The 15,633-nt window shown below is 49.6% G+C and carries 15 protein-coding genes; 7 read left to right on the top strand and 8 right to left on the bottom strand.

Annotation, left to right across the window (positions count from 1 at the left end):
• The first annotated feature begins 159 nt into the window (after window positions 1-159).
• From VF575_02595 to VF575_02585, 3 genes are all read left to right on the top strand, one after another.
• Window positions 160-318 (top strand): hypothetical protein, encoded by a 159-nt coding sequence (locus tag VF575_02595; protein HEX8182469.1) that lies wholly within the window; start codon window positions 160-162, stop codon window positions 316-318.
• 112 nt (window positions 319-430) lie between these two features.
• Window positions 431-2,110 carry a cation:proton antiporter gene (locus VF575_02590; GenBank protein ID HEX8182468.1) on the top strand — a complete coding sequence of 560 codons (1,680 nt, stop codon included), beginning with the start codon at window positions 431-433 and terminating at the stop codon, window positions 2,108-2,110.
• A gap of 152 nt (window positions 2,111-2,262) precedes the next feature.
• Window positions 2,263-3,144, top strand: a complete 882-nt coding sequence (locus tag VF575_02585) for a hypothetical protein (protein ID HEX8182467.1) — start codon at window positions 2,263-2,265, stop codon at window positions 3,142-3,144.
• A gap of 78 nt (window positions 3,145-3,222) precedes the next feature.
• On the opposite strand, the gene cyoE is transcribed toward VF575_02585, so the two are convergent.
• From cyoE to cyoA, 5 genes are read right to left on the bottom strand one after another with little or no spacing between them, the layout of a single operon-like run.
• Window positions 3,223-4,092, bottom strand: a complete 870-nt coding sequence (cyoE, locus tag VF575_02580; protein HEX8182466.1) for a heme o synthase — start codon at window positions 4,090-4,092, stop codon at window positions 3,223-3,225.
• 1 nt (window position 4,093) lies between these two features.
• Window positions 4,094-4,513, bottom strand: coding sequence for a cytochrome o ubiquinol oxidase subunit IV (gene cyoD, locus VF575_02575; GenBank protein ID HEX8182465.1), 420 nt, complete (start codon window positions 4,511-4,513; stop codon window positions 4,094-4,096).
• A 1-nt stretch (window position 4,514) separates the two neighbouring features.
• Entirely contained in the window at window positions 4,515-5,126 is a 612-nt protein-coding gene (cyoC, locus tag VF575_02570) for a cytochrome o ubiquinol oxidase subunit III (protein HEX8182464.1), read from the bottom strand.
• Entirely contained in the window at window positions 5,123-7,102 is a 1,980-nt protein-coding gene (gene cyoB / locus VF575_02565; protein ID HEX8182463.1) for a cytochrome o ubiquinol oxidase subunit I, read from the bottom strand. The genes cyoC and cyoB overlap by 4 nt, the downstream gene beginning before the upstream one ends.
• A gap of 24 nt (window positions 7,103-7,126) precedes the next feature.
• Window positions 7,127-8,056 (bottom strand): ubiquinol oxidase subunit II, encoded by a 930-nt coding sequence (gene cyoA / locus VF575_02560; GenBank protein ID HEX8182462.1) that lies wholly within the window; start codon window positions 8,054-8,056, stop codon window positions 7,127-7,129.
• A gap of 122 nt (window positions 8,057-8,178) precedes the next feature.
• On the opposite strand from cyoA, the gene VF575_02555 reads away from it, so the two are divergent.
• Together VF575_02555 and VF575_02550 are read left to right on the top strand one after the other, a co-directional pair.
• Complete coding sequence (locus VF575_02555; protein ID HEX8182461.1) at window positions 8,179-8,760, top strand: hypothetical protein; 582 nt, start codon at window positions 8,179-8,181, stop codon at window positions 8,758-8,760.
• A gap of 100 nt (window positions 8,761-8,860) precedes the next feature.
• Entirely contained in the window at window positions 8,861-9,265 is a 405-nt protein-coding gene (locus VF575_02550; GenBank protein HEX8182460.1) for a hypothetical protein, read from the top strand.
• 76 nt (window positions 9,266-9,341) lie between these two features.
• Here VF575_02550 and VF575_02545 read toward each other — a convergent pair whose 3' ends face one another.
• Complete coding sequence (locus VF575_02545) at window positions 9,342-11,102, bottom strand: DUF2207 domain-containing protein (GenBank protein ID HEX8182459.1); 1,761 nt, start codon at window positions 11,100-11,102, stop codon at window positions 9,342-9,344.
• A 48-nt stretch (window positions 11,103-11,150) separates the two neighbouring features.
• Window positions 11,151-13,463 (bottom strand): helicase-related protein, encoded by a 2,313-nt coding sequence (locus tag VF575_02540; GenBank protein HEX8182458.1) that lies wholly within the window; start codon window positions 13,461-13,463, stop codon window positions 11,151-11,153.
• Between the two features lie 239 nt (window positions 13,464-13,702).
• On the opposite strand from VF575_02540, the gene VF575_02535 reads away from it, so the two are divergent.
• Window positions 13,703-14,092 carry a response regulator gene (locus VF575_02535; GenBank protein HEX8182457.1) on the top strand — a complete coding sequence of 130 codons (390 nt, stop codon included), beginning with the start codon at window positions 13,703-13,705 and terminating at the stop codon, window positions 14,090-14,092.
• Here VF575_02535 and VF575_02530 read toward each other — a convergent pair.
• A complete protein-coding gene (locus tag VF575_02530; protein ID HEX8182456.1) occupies window positions 14,089-14,778 on the bottom strand; it encodes an FAD-dependent oxidoreductase in 690 nt (229 codons plus the stop codon). The genes VF575_02535 and VF575_02530 overlap by 4 nt on opposite strands.
• A gap of 548 nt (window positions 14,779-15,326) precedes the next feature.
• On the opposite strand from VF575_02530, the gene VF575_02525 reads away from it, so the two are divergent.
• Window positions 15,327-15,629 carry a hypothetical protein gene (locus tag VF575_02525; protein ID HEX8182455.1) on the top strand — a complete coding sequence of 101 codons (303 nt, stop codon included), beginning with the start codon at window positions 15,327-15,329 and terminating at the stop codon, window positions 15,627-15,629.
• Window positions 15,630-15,633: the final 4 nt, after the last annotated feature.

Below are 15,633 nucleotides of genomic sequence, written 5' to 3'. Positions count from 1 at the left end.
TATGTTTTTATTGTGCGCCTGCCAGCGATACTTAGCAGTATGAATTATCACTCAGCTTGTCGCATTATATACTTTCCGCTATTGTTTATGAAAATTCATACTGTCTGCTGGTATCGCTTGGGCTACACTGGCTATGCTAACGTAACAAGGAGTATGAGTATGGCTGGAGCAACTAATCGTGATAATAGTAGTGATGATAAACGAGGACTGAAGAGCGCAAGCAAGGAAACGCGTATCCGAGTCGCACAAATGGGCGGCAAGGCATTTCATGAAAAGCGTGGCGCCAAGGGCAGTGATAGCCGCAAAACAAGTGAATAAATATTGACATGATGTCCTGAATAGCCCCGGAATTCCGGGGCTATTTTGTATGGTAATTCTTTGTTTCAATACGGCAATTCTGTCATACTACTTATGGTAAGTACTTGAAATCATGGATCATACTGTTTTCATACAACTCAGCTTCGTACTCGCGCTAGCCGCACTGTTGTCGCTCACCTTCAAATATTTCCGCCAGCCGCTCGTCATCGCCTATATTTTGACGGGATTTTTAGCTGGCCCCTCGCTGCTCAATCTGATACACGATCATGAGGCGTTTTCGTCGTTCAGCCAAATTGGCATCGCCTTGTTGCTATTCGTTATTGGTCTTGGCTTGAATGCAGGTATTATTCGGGCGACTGGCAAGCCGGTGTTATTCGCGTGCGTTGCAATCATCGCGGGCGTTGGAAGTGTCACGTTTCTTGTATCGAAGTTATTGGGATTCGGCCAGGCAGATACGATTGTCCTGTCGGTAGCGCTGTTGTTCAGCAGTACGATTATCGTTATTACCTCACTCAGTGACAAGAAGGAGCAATCTAGACTGTATGGCCAGATTGCTATCGGTATTTTGCTTGTTGAAGATATTGCTGCGACGCTGGCGTTATTGTTTGTATCGTCGCAGGGTAGTGGTGCCGGCAGCGCTGAGACATCAACACTTGTCACTTTACTGGCCAAAGGTGCGGTGCTGGCCGCGGCGCTGATCGTATGCGGTGGCTATCTCTTGCCGCGCACCGTGCATTTGTTTGCGAAGAGCCAGGAACTGCTGTATATATTTGCGCTGGCCTGGGCGTTTGGTGTCGCAAGTGTCTTTTATTGGTATGGATTTTCTATGGAAGTCGGCGCGCTGTTTGCGGGCGTGTGCTTGGCGCACATGCCCTATGCTCAGGAGATAAGTGTTCGTCTCAAGCCGCTCCGTGATTTTTTCCTGGTGCTGTTCTTTGTCGAGCTTGGCCAAAATCTCAATATTGACAACCTGAGCTCAGCAATCCTACCGGCAATCGTCCTGTCGGCTGTGGTTATGATAGTCAAGCCGCTGACGATTATATCGACGCTCGGACTTCTTGGGTATACTAAGCAAACAGGTTTTAAGACAGCGGTGCACCTGTCGCAGATCAGTGAGTTCTCGATAGTTTTGGTAGCGCTGGCAGTCAGCCGGCAAGTAACCAGTCCAGAAATCGCAACCATCGTAACGCTGACTGCTATCATAACGATTGTCTGTTCGACATACCTCATGAAATATGACGATGTGCTGTACAAATTATGGCAAAAACCGTTATCAATTTTTGAACGCGGCCAGACAAAACGGGAAATACGCTCATTGAAGACATATCCCTTAGTTTTGCTTGGATACCGAAAGGGCGGTTATGAATTTTTGCGGACATTCCGGCAAATGAAAAAACGCTACATTGTCATTGACTATGATCCTGAAGTAATAGAACACTTGGAGCGGCAGCATGCGAGCCATTTGTATGGTGATGTGACTGACCTTGAACTTCTCAATGAAATCAGCCTGCACAATTCTGAACTTGTTGTCAGTACGATCGCTGATATGCAATCAAACTTATTGATCATCAGTCACATTATGGGCCGGGGTAAAGACACGATATTTGTTTGTCATGCCAGCACGATGGAGGAAGCGTTGCTGCTATACGACAAGGGCGCTTCCTACGTGTTGTTGCCACATTATATCGGTAGCGAGCAGGCAAGCGGCTTTATTCAGCGCAATGGTAGCGATAAGGCGGCTTTCGACAAATACCGCGAGCAGCATTTGTCGAGTTTGGCGGGACGTCAGTAGGCGGCGGCTCACACAGTTGTAAGCCTATAAATATACTGTTCGGGCAACAGCGAGGCGTCAAACGCATCCTACATGATCTACCTCCATATTTACCTCTAGATAAATAAATTAAAATATGTTATAATACAGACATATAGTTTATAAAGGTGGACATGGACGTACTACTCAGTCTTCGGCGCATGCGGAATATGATCAAGGTAAAATACCTGGTTTATGCGCTTGTCTGTTTTGCTGGCATATATGTACTCGCGAGCCCAATGGTTCTAGAAGCCATTGTAGACTTTTGTTTTGGTGGCGTCGTACCAGGCTCTGACCGCGTCTTATCGCCGGATACAATGATTATTGGAGCCATGGCTGGCTGTGCCTGCGTGGCTGTACTGATCGCAGCTTTTTGGCTCAAGCGCATTATAGCCGTCAAAAGAGCGATGCGTCAGCTCGGGCTGACTACGCCAGCTGTACATGTGAGCGGCACTCATATAGCTGACCAACCTGCCGACCAGCCAACCGCTACACCAGCCGTACAGCTGAGCCAGCCAAGTACTACAAACGAACATCTGGCTGTAAATAACAAGATGTCCTGGTTTCGGACAGTCTCCAACAAGTTCGCACGCCAATCTACTTGGGCGGTTGAGTATGCTTGGACTCAGCGACTGCGGCGCGTGTTTGATACCGGGTCCGACACATTTCTTCGCATCATCCATAGGCTTACGTTTACTGCGCGGACGCTCACTGCTATGGGTGCGCGGCTCGCTACCTCAGGCGTGGGGCTACTGCCCCGGATGGGCCGAGCAACGGCAATGTGGACGATAGCGACCTATAGCTGGATTCGTGTGCGCGGTGGGCGACAAGCCACGCAGACCTGGCTATGGTTGCGTCCACGGGCTGCCCGGTTTGATACCTGGCTTGAGCTGCGCTACCGCAGGGTAACCGCTTGGCTCAAAAAGCATGCAAACCGCTCGGAACCATTGCAGATTATAGCTGCCATGTACAGGGAAAGTCTGCAGACAGTACGACAATTACTTCGCTATAAATAACCGCTGCTAGCACGGCATTGGACGATGTCTTTGTTGTGATTTGCTCGTTCTCACGAATCACTATGGCGCATTTAGGGATTAACGAATGTAGGCATCAAGAATCAAGCTGCCACAAAATCCGGTTATGACAAGCAGTGAAAAACCAAATGTTTGACGACCCCAGGCCACAATCTGTGCTGAACTGCGGATTTGTAACCCGCGAATTCCAATCATCAGCCACGCCAGACCAAGCCCGACATTAATGAGCAGGTAAACAAGACTTGCGTAGCCAAATAGATATAACCCGGCTACTGCGACGATGTATAACCCAATGTAGTACAGTATGTGCAATTGGGTGGTACGCGTGCCTTTTACAAGCGGCAAAACTGGTATGCTGGCTGCTTTATAGTCGCTCATTCGATATAGGGCGATGGCATAAAAATGCGGCATCTGCCAGGCAGTTACTATCAAAAATAGTAATACTGCGGCGAGGTCGATATGGCCGCTGACAGCACAGTAGCCTGCCACGGGTGGAAGTGCGCCGGATATGCTGCCAATCACGGTACCGTGAACGCTGCGCCGCTTTGCGGCGCCGTACACAATAACGTAGGCGATGAACGCGAAAATGCCTAACGCCGCCACCAGCAGATTGACGTACCAGATGAGCATGCAGAGTCCGACGGTACCAAGTACGGCCGCCAGGAGCAAAGCGTTTTGAATCGGTATAGCACCGCTTGCCAGCCCGCGAGATGCGGTTCGTTCCATGTTTTGATCAATGCGCCTGTCGAGGTAATTATTGCAAATGCATGCCGAGGCGATCGTTAGCGCCAGGCCGCTCAATATGGCTATATAGAGTCCGAGCTGTATAGTACCCCCGGAAGCTAAGAAAAATCCGGCCGTAGCCGTAATCAGATTGCCACGGATAATACCAGGCTTAGTCAGGGCATAATAGTGTTGAAACGTTGTAATGTCAGGGTCCTTTGGTAATGCCTTCCTCTTTCAGCAGGCGCTGGTCGAGCTCAGCTGGCGATGTCATATTATAGTGCAGGTGTCCCATTATCCATAGTGAGCCGAGCACAATGATCAGCACTACCAGCACCATGAATAGAAACAAACTTATATTCCACGGCGCTTTCGCTGCTCGGTCGAGATGGAGGAAAAAGAATAGTTGTACGAAGAGCTGAATTATTGCAAGCACTATAACCGTCGTTATGATCACGCTTGACGAAAATGTGTGATTCGTAACGAGCAAAAACGCTTCAATCGTTAGTACTAGCGACAGGACGTAGCCAATAACATAGGAACGCAGCGTGGCATGCCCTGTGTGCGGTGGCGTCGCTTTGATTGCAGGCTGATGAGAGTGCGATTTATCAGAAATTGAGTTCGCCATATCAAGCCGCTCCGATCAAATATACGATACTAAAAATGAATATCCAGACAATATCAAGCAAGTGCCAAAACAGGCTAAGCAGCGTGAGGCGCTTGAAGGTATTTCCGCCGAGTCCCTGTCTAGCTACGTGTATCATAAGTACCAACATCCAGGTTAAGCCTGCTAAAATGTGCAACCCATGGGTACCAACGAGCGTGAAAAAGGCCGACAGAAAGCCACTTTGCTGCCAGCTTTGGCCTTCCGCTATTAAGTGGCTGAATTCGCTGAGCTCCATGCCGACAAAGGCCAGCCCAAGTAGGAAGGTGACTCCGTACCAGACTAATACCTGTCGTCTGTCGGCTCGCCGGGCGGCCAGCATAGCTAGACCACAGGTAAAGCTACTGGTGAGGAGGAGCAGTGTTTCGACCAAGACAAACGGCAGGCTGAACAGCTCAGCTCCAGATGGGCCGCCGTTGGTATTATTGTGCAGCACGGCGTAGGTCGCAAATAGCGTCGCGAACAGGACGCAGTCGGTCATGAGATAGACCCAAAATCCAAATGTCGTTTTGTCGGTAAACTGGTCTACGTCTACGATGGCGTGACGGGCAGATACGCTGCGAATCGGCTTATTCATGATTCCGTCATCCTTTGCCGGCGCGCCGTTTCGATGCGCAGTACTTCCGCTGCTGGAATCACGTACTCAGTGTTTTCGTCCATCGAACGAATGATGATCGCGGCAACGATACCAATAAACGCCACAATTGCCAGCCACCAGATATGCCAAATCAGTCCGAAGCCGACTAGTCCGGCGAAGCCGGCAATCGCCAATCCCATGCCGCTGTTACGCGGCAGTTCGATGTCCGTGTAATCAGACGCGCTTAGCTGAGCTGGTTGGTCATTCGCTTGTTTGCTAACCCAGAAGGCATCACGGTCTGTAACTGCCGGTATAACCGCAAAGTTATATGCCGGGGCTGGTGAGGCGATCGACCACTCGAGTGTGCGGCCATTCCACGGATCGCCAGTCAGGTCTTGGCGGCTGCGCCATTGCACGACGCTCACGACAAGTTGGAGCACCTGCATGGCGATACCGATACATATGACACCGACACCGACGGCGGCAACGATAAACAAGCCTTGCCATCCCATGGAAGGGTCATAGTGATCCAGTCGCCGCGTCGCGCCCATGATGCCCAGTGCATAGAGCGGCAGGAAGGCGAGCAGGAAGCCGATGAGCCAGCACCAGAAAGCGTAGGTGCCAATACGTTCGTTGAGCCGGAATCCGACTACCTTGGGAAACCAGTACGTGATACCCGCGAAATAGCCAAACAGCACGCCGCCGATAATCATGTTGTGGAAGTGGGCAACCAGAAATAGGCTGTTGTGCAGCTGAAAGTCGATGGCTGGTACTGACATAAGGACTCCTGTCATCCCGCCGATCGTGAATGTTGTAACAAAGCCGAGAAACCACAGCATCGGAGTCGTGAACCTGACCCGGCCACGGTACATCGTGAACAGCCAGTTAAATACTTTTACGCCTGTCGGAATGGCAATAATCATCGTCATTATGCCAAAGAATGCATTGACGTCCGGACCAGCACCCATTGTGAAGAAATGATGCAGCCAGACGACGAAAGACAGGAAGGTAATAGCCCCGATTGCCCATACCATGGACTTGTATCCGAATAAACGTTTGCCGGAAAATGTTGCTACTACTTCGGAAAATATCCCAAACGCCGGCAATATCAATATGTATACCTCGGGGTGGCCCCAAGCCCAAATGAGGTTTATATACATCATCGGATCACCGCCGTAGTCAGACGTGAAGAAATGCATACCCATTAACCGGTCGAGTGATAACATCGCAAGAGTCGCCGTCAGTATAGGGAAAGCAAACATAACCAGTGACATCGATCCGAGTACGCTCCAAACGAAAATCGGCATTTTCATAAGTGTCATGCCGGGTGCCCGCATTTTCAGGATTGTTACAAAGAAATTTATGCCCGACAGTAAGGTACCTATACCCGCAATCTGCAAACTCCAAATCCAATAATCGACGCCGACGCCTGGACTGTACTTGAGTCCTGACAGCGGCGGATATGCCAGCCATCCGGCAGCGGCAAATTCGCCGACTACGAGAGACAGATTGATAAGCACCATACCGGCGACAAATAGCCAGAAGCTGACAGAATTGAGGAAGGGAAAGGCAACGTCACGGGCGCCAATCTGTAGCGGTACAATCAGGTTGATCAGGCCGAACATAAATCCCATGGCAACAAAGAAAATCATAATCGTACCATGCGCCGAGAACACCTGCTGGTAGGTGTCACTCGTTACGATACCCTGGGCGTCGCCAACGGATATGGCCTGCTGGATACGCATCATAACGGCGTCGGCAACACCGCGTAGTAACATCAAAGCAGCAACCAACATGTACATGATGCCGATTTTCTTCGGATCGAGTGAAGTCAGCCATTCTTTGTAGAGCCAGCGCCAGCGCTTGAGGTAGGTAATAAGAGCAACAAGACCGATACAGCCGATCGCTCCACCGATAATCCCGCCTAAGGTGACCGGGTCGTGCATAAATGCATCAAGATTGAGCCTGCCTAGCATAGTTGAGCGCCCTCGATTGGATGTTTATTCATGGTGCATTGATTCCATATTATTGCCAGAAGTCGCAGCTCCGTGGGCAGCAGGTTTGACGCCGTGATGCGCCATATACTTCATAACAACTGTATCATAGAGGTCACGTTCATAGGTGGCATATTGCCGAGGTTCGGGCATGACTGCCGGCTCGGCTAGTTTTGCGTACTCGTTTTGGCTGAGATTGCTGTACTGAGATATTTTGGCGGTTCGTACCCACATGTCAAAATCCTCACTCGTGCTGGATGTGGCAGTAAAGCGCATAGCGGCAAAGCCGGCACCACTCAGATTTGCCGAAGATCCCTGATAGGTACCCGGTTTGTCGGCCATTAAATGCAGCTGCGTGGTCATGCCTGGCATGGCGTATATCTGACCACCGAGCCGGGGAATCCAAAAAGAATTCATCGGCGCATCAGAGGTTATTTCAAATTTAATCGGCGTACCAGCCGGGAATTGCACATGGTTGACACTGGCGATTCGCTGGGCCGGATATATGAACAGCCATTTCCACTGTAAGGCAACAACTTGGATGGTCATGGGCTTTTTGTCAGATTGAATAGGCTTATACGGATCCAGGCTGTGACTGCTATTCCAAGTGACGACTGCCAACACCAGAATAATTGCACAGGGAAAGCCCCACCATAATGTCTCAAGCCGCGAATTATGATCCCAGTCCGGCTCGTACCTGGCTTTCGTATTGCCGGCGCGGTATTTCCAGGAAATATAAAAGGTCAGGCCAAACACCGGTATCACAATCAAAAGCATTAACAGACAGGAGAAAATTATAAGATTTCGCTGCTGACTGGCGATTTGACCGGCTGGATCAAGCACCGCAAAACTAAGCTGGCTCAGTAATGCGATTGCCGCGACCACGGCTCCAATGACAGCCACACACGCCATAATAATACGAGAATGTTTACGCATATGTATACGCTAAGCATACCATAAGCGAAACCCTTTGATGAACCTGTTGCGGCGTTATTGCATGTGGGTAGTATCATTTTAGTTATGTCAAAAGTATTGCCAGCAGGATTATACTGGTATGTATGACAGAACGACACTACACACCCATGTTACTCACAAAAGCTGATGTGCTGCCGAGCTGCCCCGACTGGGCGTATGAGGCAAAATATGACGGCTTTCGAGTCCTTGCCAGTGTTGCCGTCGAACGCGTCGTACTTATGTCCAGACATGGCAATAATTTTACGGACAAATTCCCCGATATTGCCGGGCAGCTTCCTGATGCATTCGATGGACATACGGCTGTCATTGACGGCGAAATTATTGCGTTTGACGCGTCGGGTGCACCGAACTTTACTGAGCTTCGCAAAAGACGCCCCCAAGCAGCCTGTATTATCTTCGATATACTAGAGTTTGACGGCAAACCAATTATCGACGCGCCACTTCGAGATCGGCGACAGCTGCTCGATGCAGCCGTTAAGCCGCAAACACACATACAGATATCGCCAATGTTTGCGGAACGAGACGAGGTAATACAGGCGACCCAGGAACTCGGCATGGAAGGCGTTGTCGCAAAGCGATTATCATCAATATATCGTCCTGGCAAACGAAGCCGGGATTGGCAAAAATTACGGTTCGCTGACTACCCCACCGGATTTAATCGCTAGTGTCAGACATAGTGTCTTCGGCGACAGAGGCTGCTATAAACCAGCTGATGTAAGAAAATACACTGCCAGTACGTGGCAATAGTAGATATAATACGGCACTATGCCTATTCCACTGCGCCGATCACACAAAATAATTACTGCCAGCGTCGGACTGACAATGTTCGCCTTTGGCGCAAGCCAGCTGCTGCGGCCTCAAAAATGGACGGATTACATCCCGGACGTGCTTGCCGAAGCCCTACCCGTATCGCCCGAAACCAGCCTCAGGGTACACGGTACCATCAATATAACACTTGGCTTGCTGCTGCTTCGCAAGCCGTCAAAACCGATTGCCGGCCTGGCTGCGCTATGGTGGCTCGGAGTATTGCCGCTGTGCGCCGAAAAAGAAGGCTGGCAAACTGGTCTCCGTGATCTTTCTATCGCGTCCTCATTGCTAGCGGTTGCCGTCGCCCGACCTTTAGATAATCCTTCAGATAATCATGTAGACGACGAATTTCAGCTCGACTAATCCAATATTCTTGTAAACTGTATAGTTTTCTAGCGTATTTTACAGAAGAAGCCGCGTATGCACGGTACAATTTGTCTTACCAGCCGCCACCTCCACCGCCACCACCGCCACCGCCAGATGAGCCACCGCCACTACTGCCACCCGATGAAGAGCTGGAAGGATCGCTGTACGAGGCAGCAGTATTGAAACTGCTCATCGCCGAACTGAGCGCAACTGCGTTGAAAGCAGCATTGTTGTGTCCGGCATACCAAATTGGTGATTCATTGAGCGTTTCATAGTAATGACCGAGCCGGTTGTTCCATTCCTTTTCCTGGCCAAACGAAATGGCATAGGGCAGTACTCGTTCATATAATTTTATAAGCTGCCGCGCATCGTTCGTATCGATTGGCGCGCCGAGTTTTTCGGCACCATTCGGACTTTGCAGCATCCGCAGGCGATCTGTTTCTGCGGTTTTTATATACATTTCAAGACCCTTTAAGTATCTTGCGAGTTGCAGACCCTGATCGGTCAGTGGCTTGAGCGTTGTCCTGCAGACAAAGGCGATGATAGACGCTATCAGCAGCCACGGTGACAGTGTCACTATTGCAAGTAACAGCAAGATGATGCCCAGGCGTTTAAACCAAGCTGATTCAACGCTGTTTCGAGCTCGCAGTCCGTACTGACCCGTGATGTCTTTCATGAGCTTACCTTGGTTGTCGACTAACTTCCGCGATACGGTTCGGTTATTTTTAAGAGTCGCCATATCCAAACGTGCCCCGACATATGGGTCACCATACAAGTCGCGCAAAATCTCTTGCTCTTCCGGCTTAAGATCGGTTATATCTCGAATGATCTCAATCTCATAATTTGCAGCCCGCAGTAGTGATTTTTCTCTCGTCTGGTATATCTTTATATAATGCCGCACGGCAAAATCAATAAGTTGCGCGCTGAAGCTGGATTTTCCGATAATCCGGCCTGAGGCGGTCACGCTGGTATCAGCCGGAGGCAGATACTCGGGAATGATGGTGCCGATTTCCGCGGTCCTTTCGGACCTGCGTTGATAGCGGACGATGATCCAGATTATGGCCAGAACGGCAAGCCCAAGCGTTAGTAACTGCAGTGCCGGGACAACAACACTAAATAGAAAATCGCGCGACGACATCTTGTAACTCGTGAAAGTTTTTGGCTGAAATCCGATAGCCAGTGTCATGTTTTCATTGGCCTGCAGTCCGTTTGCGCTGGCAACAAACCCATCGCCTTCAGTAGTAATCTGACAAGAACTCGAGGAGCCGGCCTGTCCAGCGTAGCATTCTTGCCGCGCCGTTAGTTTGTCCTTTAGTGCGTCGGCGATATGTAGCCGGACCTGCAGAGCGTTAATAGGGACGGCCCACTGCGTGCCGTTCGTGTCCCAGTAGAATTCATCGTCGTTAATATCTTTGAAATATTTGGTGACATCACGCTGCGTATAGGTGATTTTGTAGGTTTGCATCCCATGGACATAGCTTGACGCCGAACCGATGCGAAGGACGGTATTATTGTTTGAACTGCGGGTCGAATATTCACGGGTGGTGTTTGTCTCGTCGGTGACAGATGTTATCGCTAGATTAATCGGATGACCGTCATAGGTATTGGGTATTGCCCGTTCGATGCCGTGGTTTTGATCGGTTGTAGGAAATACAGCGGCAATGGCTTCAACTGTTTTGAGCGTCGACCGGCCAGCGTTATCACGATCCAGATAATAATCAATTTTATAATTTTGAATATAAAAATCATTGACTGCAGCAAATGCCGGGATGCTGCTTGTCATGAACATGAGGCCTGCGCAGAGTAAGCCGAGTAAAAATTGATATTTCTTCATAAACGTATCATATCAGACTCTTATTAGCACAACCGCTCGGGATGTCAGTTAGTCCCGGTTGCGCCAGCGATCTTTTTTGGGTCGTGATCGCCAGCCATGCGAGCGGTTTTCGTGGTGACGTGCTCCCTGGCCAGGTGAAGCTATGTGTGCGTGCTGCATAAAATTTTTACCGAGCCACGTCTCCAGTCTCGCGAGCTGAGCGAGCTGGATACGGTCTTTTTTTGGTAATTCTGCGACTGAGATCGCACCCGGAGCAATGGCTCGAATCTTTTCCTCAATCCGCTTCAGCGGCACGGCATGAACGCGCTGATGATGCGTACCGCGTATAGTCATCCGTTCTTTTTCCAGTTGTTGATTGATCCAGCCGGCATAAAGTGACACGAACAGCCGCTTGTTTTCACGGCTACGCTCCAGTATTGGCGTACCGCCGACTTCGACTGAGCGGCCGCGAAACTTTAGCTGCATTCGCGCTGCTAAAGTACCGAGATAACTATCGTAATATACTTTGCCCGGCTGGAATTTGAATAAGCCGGGCGCGAGCTCATGGAGCCAGGCTGGATCGACTGTCGTAATGTCATTTACCAGGTGCATGACTTCTAGTCCGGCGCCAGTAGCAATTTCGAGGTCAAATGGTGTGCCGGCAAAAAGCCCGGCGTGTCTGACAACCGTCGTACTCGATAATTCGCGGTGTTTTTGATTGGCCAAGTGTACTGCTTCACCGTTTTGGTCTAACGCCCATATTTGATGGAGTAGTCCGGCTACGATGCATTTTAGCAGCGGCTCGATTTCCTCGGGCATAATCGCTGTCGGTTCGCCATATTCCATGCCAAGGTCACGGCATAACCGTTCATTCACCTCACGGGCTTTATCAATGTTTTTGGCAATAATGCCTAAATCTTCATAATCAGTTTCATCTATATCTGGTAATGCCAGCAGTACATTGTATTGGGCCAGCAAATCAGACCGGCTTTGGTGGTTGTAGCGTTGCCAGCCACTGTAACGTGGTCCGCCCTTAACGATGCCGCCAACTTCTTGGATTGATATAATGGCCGCAAGCTTGGTCTGAACTGCGGCTGTATAGTTTTCGGCTTCGACAAGCATCCGTCCGTAACTGGACTCGACAGGAAAACGCTCCATTTTATGGCCGGTTGCCGTAACTATGCCGTTTTCAGTCGCTCCGAGCGCTGCCAAGGTGCGCTTCGCTTGTTTGATGGTGTTTCTGCTGGGTGCATGGAAAAACTCAAGGGCTTCGATATCAATACCGACATTTGCGAGACGCAGCACCAAGCGGTCTATATGCTTGCGCATAATCTCCGGTACACCATAAGCTGGCCGGTCTTCGAGCCGGGAGCAGGGCAGCCGGTCGTATTGGGATAAGATATATACACCGGCTTTTGTTCGGCCCGCTCGGCCCGCCCGTTGCAGGCAGTCAGCTTGAGATATCTCGGATATAAATAAGCCTTCTACGCCGCTGCGGACCTCAGCCCGGCGTTCAAGTCCGGAATCAATCACGGTATCAATGTCATCGATGGTAATGCTGGTCTGGGCGATGTTGGTGGAGAGTACGATTTTGCCGCTTGGATAATGTGCAAAAGCTTTTTGCTGGGCTTCGGCTTCCAGCTGGCTATGCAGGGGAATAATAGGCTTGCTGGCCGCCGCGTCCTGGATGGCTTCGGTAGTCTGTTCAATCTCGGCTTTACCCGGCAGAAACACCAGAATATTAGCAGCCGGCCGCTGGAGCTGTTCATCAATGACTGCTAATATATCCGGCGAGTAGCGGCGCTCCACAGGATAGCTGCGCCCTTCGACGGCAATCGGTGGTGGCGCGCCAAAATATTCAGCTAGGCTGTTGGCCTCAATTGTCGCACTCATCAGCACGAGCTTGAAACTCGGCTCTTCCTGACAACGTTTCTTGGCCCAGGCTATCAGGACTTCCATATTTTCATTCCATTCATGGATTTCGTCCAGAATGAGCACCTGCCGCTCATTGATGCCGCTGCCAGTTAGCTCGCGGACAAGTTGCAAACCATCGGTGCAATACAAAATGACATTGTCCGGGCTGTCGTCTTGTTCGTGGGCTGTACGGTAGCCGACCAGCGATGTGCTGTCACTGCCGCGGCGCCATGAATATTCTTGTCGCACGCGTCCGCTCAGATTGCGGGCTGCCAGGATGCGTGGTTGGGTAACGATAACCTTGCGGTAACCATGTTCGGCCAGATACTGCGGTACCTGCGTGCTTTTGCCGGCGCCTGTTTCAGCGGTGATGATCGTAACCTGATTGCGATTGACAGAATCAACTATTTCAGCCCGGCGATTATAAATTGGCAATTCATATATTGAATCAAATGATGCTGGGTCCATGGTACTTATTGTAGTCTAGTTCAGAATTATGGCTATGGCTGCTCACAATTTTTGACTAATAAGTATTTATAAGTCTGACTTTCAAAATCCATCCATAAGCCTCGTCAACCTATCCGCCCCTTAAATTTTTATTATAAGATAATTAATTTTGGAGACGCCCCGTAGGTTGCCACGATTTGGTAGGGGTTTGAGAGTCAGGCTTGGTAAATGGTTAGTCGTGCTCTACAATTCTAAGCATTATGAGTATATTCAATATGAGTCCGCGCTTAGTTATCGTTGAAGACAACGTGGCATTGGCAGAAATATATAAGACGCGGATGGAGATACTGGGGTATACCTGCTCTATCGCGACTGACGGTGAGCAAGCTTTACGATTGATCGAGCAGGTCAAGCCGCAACTTGTACTGCTTGACCTGATGGTGCCGAAAGTAGCCGGTGACCAGATTCTGGAACGAATGCGGGCCAGCGAATGGGGCAAAGACATCAAAGTTTTAATTATTTCCAATCTCAATGAAGCAGATGCCCCAGCCGGACTGCGCGAACAAGGTATTGAAGGCTATGTTGTCAAAGCCAACCTGCAAAATGATGACTTAGACCGGCTGGTCGACTCAATTTTGAACCATCCTTAGTACAGGCCAAAGTCATCAATCTTGATGCTTTTCATAAATATGCCATGCCGCTTGAGTAGCGTGAGGGTGTTCGAGACCATAGCTGTCGGGCCGGCGATATAATGCTGCGGTTCGCTGCCGAGCAACAAATCACCAACTGTTTTTTCTCTATCTTTTCGTTTGAGATTTTTTGTCGCAATAAGATGTATGGATAGGCCGGGCAGTGCAGATTGCCAGTCTGCGAATTCTGCATGGTACAGGAAATCCTCGAACGTATTCAGATATATCAGCCGAACCGTATCTCTGCTGGCCGTATACACCATATTGCTCAGCATACTCCGAAATGGTGCAATGCCCACGCCTCCAGCGATCAGTACGCTCGGCTGATGCTCTTTCAGGCTAAATCCGGAATCATTGCCATGCCGTATGATGCGCAGCTCATCGCCAGGACGAAGCGCTGCCAGTGCTTTTTTGAATGGACTGAGACCTGCTTTGAAGGTAATGCGCAGTTCCGGCTCATGTGGTGACGAGGACAACGAATACACCTTTCCGCCAGCGAGTTGATGGGTGGGTAGGGCAAGTTCAATCCAGTCCCCAGGCGCATAACTGAACAGGCGCGGCCGTTCAAAATACACGCTGATATGTCCAGGGGTTTCTGGTTGCACGCTACGAACTATGACTGGTATGCATTCATTTTGATAAACCATGGTTTTGTATAATAACAAAAAGCAGTCAGTTCGTACGTAAACTTTTACCAAAAATCAAAGCTAATACATATCGTATAGTATTAGAAAATGCCACAGACCAGTATTTAGCGACCTGCATGAATTTTATATTTCCGCAGCAAGATTTCGTCAGCGAGCCATACGCAGATAAATATAGCCGCGGCATTGCTGTGTAACAGGACGTAAAGCGTATACCCAGCAGCCCCGTATATAAGTGCTCGTGCGGCGTATGCGTATTGTGGGCTTATTGGACATGGGGCTCGCGGCGACATGTAGCGAGCCCAAAAAATGACAAGTACAGTCAACAAAGCAGCAAAACTCATAATTTGAGCACTATCAGAAATATTGAACGTGTAGCCAAAGGCCGCAAAACCGAAAAATGCTACGAGTTCAAGTACGAAAGTTAGAGTGAACAATATTGGTCTCATGATGTCAGTTCCGAGAGTATGCAAATGAATTTGGCCGGATTTAAATGGACGTCATCTGTATGTTTACATGCTGAAGTATGACATACTATAACCATAAATGGGATGTTTAATATGACGAACGCTGAGACACCGCCACAATCGCCAGAGTATGAGCAAAAGCCAGACGGCGAGCGCTGGCTGGAGCTGATTGGATATGGAGACATGATGGACCGGCCGACTGGTCATTACATTGATGGTGTACCTGTACTCGCTCGGGATTTTGATAAATTGTGCGGTGATCATGCTGGGCCTATTTTCGCGGCTCTTGAATCGATTAATCCGAGCCATCCCCGTTACAACGATTTTATAGAAGCCGCGCGCAAGGCATTTCAAAGTTATTTTGCTAATGCGGCTCAAGCAGAGTAGTACG

The organism is Candidatus Saccharimonadales bacterium (assembly GCA_036388415.1).
Taxonomy (GTDB): domain Bacteria; phylum Patescibacteriota; class Saccharimonadia; order Saccharimonadales; family UBA4665; genus UBA4665.
The sequence above is the reverse complement of the archived record's forward strand: the minus strand, read 5'-3'. Positions and strand labels throughout refer to the sequence as shown.

Coding starts and splice junctions, on each gene's coding strand:
- VF575_02595 (HEX8182469.1), top strand. CDS start 160: ATGGCTGGAGCAACTAATCGTGATAATAGTAGTGATGATAAACGAGGA.
- VF575_02590 (HEX8182468.1), top strand. CDS start 431: ATGGATCATACTGTTTTCATACAACTCAGCTTCGTACTCGCGCTAGCC.
- VF575_02585 (HEX8182467.1), top strand. CDS start 2,263: ATGGACGTACTACTCAGTCTTCGGCGCATGCGGAATATGATCAAGGTA.
- cyoD (HEX8182465.1), bottom strand. CDS start 4,513: ATGGCGAACTCAATTTCTGATAAATCGCACTCTCATCAGCCTGCAATC.
- cyoC (HEX8182464.1), bottom strand. CDS start 5,126: ATGAATAAGCCGATTCGCAGCGTATCTGCCCGTCACGCCATCGTAGAC.
- cyoB (HEX8182463.1), bottom strand. CDS start 7,102: ATGCTAGGCAGGCTCAATCTTGATGCATTTATGCACGACCCGGTCACC.
- cyoA (HEX8182462.1), bottom strand. CDS start 8,056: ATGCGTAAACATTCTCGTATTATTATGGCGTGTGTGGCTGTCATTGGA.
- VF575_02555 (HEX8182461.1), top strand. CDS start 8,179: ATGACAGAACGACACTACACACCCATGTTACTCACAAAAGCTGATGTG.
- VF575_02550 (HEX8182460.1), top strand. CDS start 8,861: ATGCCTATTCCACTGCGCCGATCACACAAAATAATTACTGCCAGCGTC.
- VF575_02545 (HEX8182459.1), bottom strand. CDS start 11,102: ATGAAGAAATATCAATTTTTACTCGGCTTACTCTGCGCAGGCCTCATG.
- VF575_02540 (HEX8182458.1), bottom strand. CDS start 13,463: ATGGACCCAGCATCATTTGATTCAATATATGAATTGCCAATTTATAAT.
- VF575_02535 (HEX8182457.1), top strand. CDS start 13,703: ATGAGTATATTCAATATGAGTCCGCGCTTAGTTATCGTTGAAGACAAC.
- VF575_02530 (HEX8182456.1), bottom strand. CDS start 14,778: ATGGTTTATCAAAATGAATGCATACCAGTCATAGTTCGTAGCGTGCAA.
- VF575_02525 (HEX8182455.1), top strand. CDS start 15,327: ATGTTTAATATGACGAACGCTGAGACACCGCCACAATCGCCAGAGTAT.